This window comes from Amycolatopsis sp. NPDC004079 (assembly GCF_040610415.1).
Taxonomy (GTDB): domain Bacteria; phylum Actinomycetota; class Actinomycetes; order Mycobacteriales; family Pseudonocardiaceae; genus Amycolatopsis; species Amycolatopsis halotolerans.
This window is the reverse complement of sequence record NZ_JBEXMH010000149.1, coordinates 1-5,546: the sequence shown is the minus strand read 5'-3', so window position 1 is coordinate 5,546 and position 5,546 is coordinate 1. Positions and strand designations below refer to the sequence as shown.

Genomic DNA, 5,546 nt, shown 5'->3' with positions numbered 1-5,546 from the left:
AATGCCCTATTTGTCGCCATGTGACTGTGACTTGAAGTCCGTGAGGGGAACCCTGAGGGAATCTGATTCCCTCAGGGTTCCCCTCACGGACCTTCGCCGGAGCTGGTCAGGCAAGGCACAATTCATTGAGGATTGCCTTTCTTAACCGCATTCCAGCAGTAGCGGAAAATGTCGCGCGGAAACAATTTCCGTGATTCACTGAAGCGGTGACCGAAACGATGGGCGACGCGGTGCACGCGCACGAACCGCACGAGGACCTCGGCGGCAAGCTGAACTGGCTGCGCGCCGGGGTTCTCGGCGCGAACGACGGGATCGTGTCCGTCGCGGGCATTGTCGTGGGCGTCGCCGGAGCCACCGCCGACAGCACCACGATCCTCACCGCCGGAATTGCCGGGCTCGTCGCGGGCGCGTTTTCCATGGCGGGCGGGGAATACGTGAGCGTGAGCACCCAGCGCGACACCGAACGCGCGCTGCTGCGGCTCGAGAAGCACGAACTGAAAACGATGCCGGAGGCCGAGGAACGCGAACTCGCGCAGATCTACGAGGACAAGGGTCTCTCGCCGGAGCTGGCGAAGCAGGTCGCGCGGGAGCTGACCGACAAGGACCCGCTGCAGGCGCACGCGGAAGCCGAACTCGGCATCGACCCGGACAACCTGACCAGCCCCTGGCAGGCGGCGTGGGCGTCGCTGCTGGCGTTCTCCGTCGGCGCGCTGCTGCCGTTGCTGGCGATCGCCTGGACGTCGGTCAGCGTCCGCGTCTGGGCGTGCGCGCTGGCGGTGGTCGTCGGCCTCACGCTCACCGGTTTCGTGAGCGCGAGGCTCGGCAACGCGCAGGTGGGGCGCGCGATCGCGCGCAACGTCGGCGTCGGCGCCCTCACCATGCTCGTCACTTACTTCATCGGGGTGCTTTTCGGCACCACAGTTGGCTAGTGCACACCGCGCATCAGCTTGCGGATGAACGGAATCAGCGCGAGCAGCACCACGCCGACCACGATCGCCGTGCCGCCGATGATGCTGAAGTACGGCACCTCGTCCTTCGGGTCGTAGGACTGCGCGAGCTTGCCCGACATCGCCGTGCCCAGTGACACCGACAGGAAGTTCAGCGCCACCATCTGCGTGCGGAACACCTTCGGGGCGAGCTTCGTCGCCAGCGAAAGCCCGACCGGCGACAGCATCAGCTCGGCGATGGTGAACACCAGCAGGATGCCGGCCAGCGCGATCAACGGGCTGCCGTTCGCGCCGGTGTGCGCCATCGGCAGGAACAGCAGGAACGCCGCGCCCATCAGGACCGTGCCGAGCACGAACTTCATCGGCGTCGACGGCTGCTTCGGCCCGAGCTTCGTCCAGATCGCCGCGACCACCGGGGCGAACACGATGATGAAGACCGGGTTGATCGAGTTCACCCACGACACCGGCATCGTCCAGCCGAACAGGTCGCGGTCGAGCCGCTGGTCGCTGTAGACCGAGACAACCGTCGCCTGCTGCTGGTACAGCGAGAAGAACGCGGCGCTCGCGATGTACATCGGGATGAACGACAGCACCCGGCTGCGCTCCTCCGAGGTGATCTTCTTGCTGGTCAGGATCGCGACGAAGTACACCACCGAGATCGCGACGACCACGTAGACCACGACGTCAGCGAGATTGTCCGGAGTGACCACGCCGGACATGATCAGCGCGGCGATCGCGGCGATGATCACCACAGCGACGCCGATCACGAGCGTGCGCTGCGTCGAGGGCAGCGGATTCGGCACCTCGGACGCCTTCGCGCCGAGGTTCTTCCGCCCGATCGTGTACTGGATCAGGCCGAGCGCCATGCCGATCGCGGCGAGGCCGAAGCCGAGGTGGAACCCGCCGTTCTGCTGGGCGAGCCCGGTCAGCAGCGGGCCGATGAACCCGCCGAGGTTGATGCCCATGTAGAAGATCGTGAACCCGGCGTCGCGCCGCTGGTCACCCTCGGCGTACAGCGTGCCGACCACGGAAGTCGCGTTGCCCTTGAGCCCGCCGGACCCGAGCGCGACGCACGCGAGACCCACGCCGACGCCGGTCAGTCCGGGCAGCACGGCCAGTGCGATGTGCCCGATCATCACCACGATGGCGCTGTAGAACAGCGTGCGTTCGGAGCCGAGCAGCCGGTCGGCGATCCACGCGCCGACGACCGTGGCGAGGTAGACCGTGCCGCCGTACGCGCCGACGATGCCGAGCGCGGCGCTCCGGTCGATCCCCAGGCCGCCCTTGTCGACCTGGTAATAGAGGTAGATGGCGAGGATGCCCTGCATCCCGTAGAAGGAGAAGCGCTCCCACATCTCCACGCCGAAGAGGTTCGCCAACCCCCGCGGGTGCCCGAAAAATCTGGTATCGGCCTGGGCGTCGATCGGGGTGCTCACTACTGCCTCGTCCCTGTTTTCAACATCATTGTCGTTCTCTCCTCGCATGCTAGAAGGCGAACAGGTGAACGAAAAACCGGCGTCAGTATGGACTAGACAACTTGGCCGACGCGACCGGCTGACCTGCGTTTGCGCCCAGCGCCGCCGGATGCGAGCGTCATCGGGCAGGGCGCGGGTTGCCGTTCGTCACAACGGCCGGTAATCGGCGACTGCGGACGGTAAACTGGACATCGGTGTGCCGGGAAGTCTGGTCGGCGGGAGAGCCGTCGTCCCCACAAGGAGTTTTTCGTGACCCCAGCACGCGCCGTCGCCGAATTCGCCCGTTTCCTCCGCACGGAAACCACTGGCGGACTCATCCTGCTCGGAGCCACCGCGGTCGCGCTGGTCTGGGCCAACTCCCCGCTCGCACCGGCTTACGAGGCGCTGCGCGACTTCCGGATCGGCCCGGAGTTCCTGCATCTCAATCTCTCCGTCGGAGACTGGGCGAAGGACGGCCTGCTCGCGCTGTTCTTCTTCGTCGCCGGGCTTGAGCTCAAACGAGAACTGGTGGTCGGCGAGCTGTCCCGGTGGCGGCAAGCCGTGTTGCCGGTGATCGCCGCGGTCGGCGGGATGGTCGTGCCCGCGGTGCTCGCGCTCTCGGTCGCCTGGGGCACGCCGGGCGTCGACCGCGCGTGGGCGATCCCGGTGGCCACGGACATCGCGTTCGCGCTCGGCGTGCTCGCGCTGACCGCCTCCAACCTGCCCAGCAGCGCGCGGGTGTTCCTGCTTTCCCTTGCCGTGGTGGACGACCTCGGGGCGATTCTCGTCATCGCGATCCTCTTCACCAGCAGTTTCAACCTGCTCGCGGCGGCGGTCGCGGTGGTCGCGCTCGGGCTTTACGCCTTCCTGCAGCACAAACGCGTCCGCTCGCCGTGGCTGTACGTCCCGCTCGCGCTGATCACCTGGGTCGCGGTGCACTCGGCGGGCATCCACGCGACGATCGCCGGCGTCGCGCTCGGGCTGCTCACCCGCGTCCGCGAGGACGAGGGCGAGGAGGAAGCACCCGCAGTCCGGCTCGAACACCGCCTGCAGCCCTGGTCGGCGGCAGTTGCGGTGCCGGTGTTCGCCTTGTTCGCCGCGGGAATCTCGGTGAACGGCGAGGCACTGTCGACGGTCTTCACCACCGCGTTGCCGCTGGCTGTCCTCATCGGACTGGTCGTCGGCAAGTTCGTCGGCATCTTCGGGGCAAGCCTGCTGGCAGTGAAGCTGCATGTGGCGGAAAAGCCCAGCGGAATGAGCTGGCGAGACGTGGCGGCGCTGTCCGTGCTCGGCGGCGTCGGGTTCACCGTCAGCCTGCTGATCGCCGAACTCGCCCTGCCCGCGGAAACGGCCGAAGTGGCCAAGGCGGCGGTCTTGATCGCCTCGGCGATCGCCTCGCTGACGGCCGCCGTACTGCTTTTGCGGCGCAGCCGAGTACACGCGAAGGCGGCTTGATCCCGACACTCCCGCCGGTCCGTCGCGCCTCTGGTACGGCCACGTGGCACGATGACCCAGTGAGCAGCCCCAAACACGAGCGCACCAGCCCCGACGGCGTGGGGGCCGTGCCGTACCTGCCCCTGTCCAGCGACGAGGAAGCCGCGGCGAGCGAGCAGTCCATCGGCAAGCTCGTCGGCGACGCAACCCAGCACCTGTCGACGCTGGTCCGCGCGGAAATCGAGCTGGCGAAAGCCGAACTGGCGCAGGAAGCGAAGAAGGCGCTCAAGGGGACGGTCTTCTTCCTGATCGCCCTCACCGTCTTTCTGTACAGCACCTTCTTCCTGTTCCTGCTGATCGCCGAGGGCCTGTCGGACTGGTGGGGCATCCGCTGGCCCGCGTTCGCGACGGTGTTCGGCCTGATGCTGGTCACCGTGGGCGCGACCGCGTTCCTCGGCTGGCGCAAGGTGAAGAAGCTGCGCGCGCCGGAGCGCACCATCAGCACCGTCAAGGAGACGGCTGAGGCGTTCAAGCGCAAGCCCGCCGAAGACGACGACCTGCCTTCGACGCAGGGCTGACGCCAGCCCTCGCGCGGTGGTGGAGCTGACGCCGGACCCGTCGAGCGTGCGGGTCGACGGCCCGTGGACGCATCGCGACGTCTCAGCCAACGGCATCCGCCTGCACGTAGCCGAATGCGGCGAGGGTCCATTAGTGCTGCTCCTGCACGGCTTCGCCGGCTTCTGGTGGACCTGGCGCCACCAACTGCCCGCACTGGCCGACGCCGGTTTCCGCGCCGTAGCGGTAGATCTGCGCGGCTACGGCGATTCGGATAAACCCCCACGCGGCTACGACGCCTGGACCCTGGCGGGCGACGTCGGCGGCCTGATCAAGGCCCTAGGCGCCCGCCGGGCACACCTGGTCGGCCACGCCTGGGGCGGCATGCTCGCCTGGACAGTCGCCGCACTGCATCCCCGTCTCGTGTCCTCGGTGACCGCCATCGGCGCCGCGCATCCCCTCGCGTTCAAGTCGGCGGTTAAGCGCACCAGCAGCCAAATCCGCGCAGTAGGCCACCTCTTCCGCTTCCAGGTACCGATGGCCCCGGAAAAATGGCTGGTCCGCGACAACGCGGCAGCCGTAGAAGAACTCTTCGCCAAATGGTCCGGCGAGACTTGGCGCTCCTCTTCGGACTTCACCGAGACGCTGCCCGCGTTCCGCCAAGCCATGCTGGTCCCAGGCGTCGCCCACTCCGCCCTGGAGTACTACCGCTGGGCCTTCCGCGCCCAATTCCGCGGCGAAGGAAGACGCTTCACCGACGCCGTAGACGGCCGCATCGCCGCCCCAGTACTGCAACTACACGGCGCGGACGACACCTGCATCCTCCCGGAAACCGCCCTGGCGTCAGTCCACTGGGCAGGCCCGCACAGCGAACCCAAAATCTGGCCGGACATCGGCCACTTCCCCCACCTGGAAGACCCGACCCGGGTAACGAAATCCGTAGTGGACTTCATCCGCTGACCCGCAGCCAGAAGTCCGTGAGGGCCACCTTCAGGGACTCAGAGTCCCTCAGGGTTCCCCTCACGGACCTAGACCGCAGCCGCTGCACCCAACCAGCGGTGCACCCAGCCCCTCCCCCGCACCCCGATAGGAAGCCTTCTCTGCGGTTCGGGGGTGCTTGTCAAGGCATCTTTCCCGCCTTGACAAGCACCCCCCA

5 protein-coding genes are annotated in these 5,546 nt (G+C 67.3%); 4 read left to right on the top strand and 1 reads right to left on the bottom strand.

Features of this window, described 5'->3' with window-relative positions; translation table 11 throughout:
* Positions 1-206 precede the first annotated feature (206 nt).
* Positions 207-929, top strand: a complete 723-nt coding sequence (locus tag ABZX37_RS49200; RefSeq protein WP_354751246.1) for a VIT family protein — start codon at positions 207-209, stop codon at positions 927-929.
* Here ABZX37_RS49200 and ABZX37_RS49195 read toward each other — a convergent pair.
* On the bottom strand, positions 926-2,383 hold the full coding sequence (locus tag ABZX37_RS49195; RefSeq protein ID WP_354751245.1) for a peptide MFS transporter: 1,458 nt from the start codon (positions 2,381-2,383) through the stop codon (positions 926-928). The genes ABZX37_RS49200 and ABZX37_RS49195 overlap by 4 nt on opposite strands.
* 288 nt (positions 2,384-2,671) lie before the next feature.
* Here ABZX37_RS49195 and nhaA point away from each other — a divergent pair, with 288 nt between their 5' ends.
* The 3 genes from nhaA to ABZX37_RS49180 are packed head-to-tail and all read left to right on the top strand — an operon-like array spanning position 2,672 to position 5,350.
* A complete protein-coding gene (gene nhaA / locus ABZX37_RS49190; protein ID WP_354751244.1) occupies positions 2,672-3,856 on the top strand; it encodes a Na+/H+ antiporter NhaA in 1,185 nt (394 codons plus the stop codon).
* 59 nt (positions 3,857-3,915) lie between these two features.
* Positions 3,916-4,413: a phage holin family protein gene (locus tag ABZX37_RS49185; protein ID WP_344265759.1), complete on the top strand. Its 498-nt coding sequence runs from the start codon at positions 3,916-3,918 to the stop codon at positions 4,411-4,413.
* A 19-nt stretch (positions 4,414-4,432) separates the two neighbouring features.
* The gene (locus tag ABZX37_RS49180) at positions 4,433-5,350 is read left to right on the top strand and encodes an alpha/beta hydrolase (protein ID WP_354751247.1); all 918 of its coding nucleotides are present in this window, start codon (positions 4,433-4,435) and stop codon (positions 5,348-5,350) included.
* Positions 5,351-5,546: the final 196 nt, after the last annotated feature.